At 45.1% G+C, this 1,738-nt stretch carries 1 protein-coding gene; it reads right to left on the bottom strand.

The features are described 5' to 3' along the window. Positions 1-124: 124 nt before the first annotated feature. Complete coding sequence (istA, locus tag R7V76_RS16585) at positions 125-1,624, bottom strand: IS21 family transposase (RefSeq protein WP_318094349.1); 1,500 nt, start codon at positions 1,622-1,624, stop codon at positions 125-127. Between the last annotated feature and the right edge of the window lie 114 nt (positions 1,625-1,738).

Below are 1,738 nucleotides of genomic sequence, written 5' to 3'. Positions count from 1 at the left end.
AGAAATTCATGGTACGTCCATCGTTCTTCCTCTGCTGTCCGTAAAAAGCGTGGGAGTTCTGCTGCACTCTCAACCAGACGTAAAGCTCTTGCCATTTCTTGAATACCTTCGATTGGATGTTTACTCATTTCTTCGTCGCCCCTGTCATCAAATGAATATACGGATCAAGGGCGCGCGTCGAGACGGTGATCCCTTCGGGACCAGTCAATAGGTTTTGTCGTAATAGATTAGCACTGACCTGTCCAATGTCATATAGACGACCCATTTCTTTCACTGTTTCTTCTATCCGATTAGTACCCAGGCCACGAATAAGGTCAAACTGATCACGTATGTATCGAGGATATCTCACAACGATTTCATCCAGAAATTCGACTGCTTTACTATGGTCTTCGTAAAGCGCATAGACGTCTTCCGTGTAATCGTTTTTTCGTTTCACGAGGTCATGTTCATGATGTGGTGATTGGACGAGCGTCCCTCGTTCTAACGCAAGAGGATGCTCCCCCAGCACTTCGCCTGTTTCATGGTCTACGATGACAATCGCATCACCTGCCGCACGTTCGTGGAGATAAACGATACGGAGTGTCTCGTGTCGATACGTTCCGACAGGAACGCTATAACGTGAACCTTTGTAACGGATGGTATTGTCCTTGTGGACGGTTCTTGATACACTTGATACAAGGTTCGTCTCGAAAGAGACGGGTGAAGAGATCGGATGTAGGTGCAGCTTTTCCAGGCTGTGCACCTCGGACGGTCTCTTTTTTGTCGTATCATGTTTTTTATAGTTCGCCGTACGTTCAAGCCAGTCCAGGCAACGCTGATTCCATTCCCTCAGGTGATGGTAGGACCTTCCTAAAACAAAGTTCGATTTAACGTATTGAACGACGCGCTCCACTTTTCCCTTTGATTCAGGATCACGAGCCCGACAGAGATGGACCTGAAAACCACGGAAGGAAACGTAAGATTGGAACGATTCCGTTAAAAGTAAGTCTCCATTATTTTCGTTTACGGCTACCAATGCATCTTGATCATAAACCAGTTCGCGTGTGCGTCCACCAAAGAAACGAAACGCATTTTCATGGCACCTAACCATGTCTGCTACTTTAAACGGTCGATCGAGCCATTCGACATACTTGTAACGAGAATGTGCCAAAACGAAGGCGATAAACCGTCCTCTCGTTTCTGAACCATCTTCATGGGAGAGCGTAACCATCCCGAAATCGACTTGAATCTGTTGACCGGGCGGTAACTCTTGAACGGCAACGTACTGTCGTTCTTTCGTCATTCTTCTGATACCATGCTCTTTTCTCAAATCACGTACATAGAGTCGAACCGTACTTTCTCCGACCTGAAGATTTGGATAACGTTCTTTGAGCCAGTCTTCAACTTGGGAAGCTTTCAGGGTCGGGTATTCATGTAGCCATGACAAAATTTCTTCCCGATAGGGATCCAGCTTTCTAACTTTACGCTGTCGTTTGCTATCCCACTGATCAAACGTCGTTCTATCCATTGATAAATAATCATAGACACGATTTCTACTCACGTTGAGCTGCGTTGCAATTTGAGAAACATTAAATCCTTTGGATTTTAATTGATGAATCGTTCCGTAGATCATCCACTTTTCCACTCCTAGTTCATCTCCCTACATCTGTTCTAAATACAGTGTAGCGAAGAAGTATTTGATTCGAGAAGTGTTGGATTCAAATCGTCGCGGATTGTTGTCTTCATCTTAGCAGTCACA

Origin of the sequence: Exiguobacterium artemiae, from assembly GCF_033342815.1 — a bacterium.
GTDB lineage: Bacteria > Bacillota > Bacilli > Exiguobacteriales > Exiguobacteriaceae > Exiguobacterium_A > Exiguobacterium_A artemiae_A.
The sequence above is the reverse complement of the archived record's forward strand: the minus strand, read 5'-3'. Positions and strand labels throughout refer to the sequence as shown.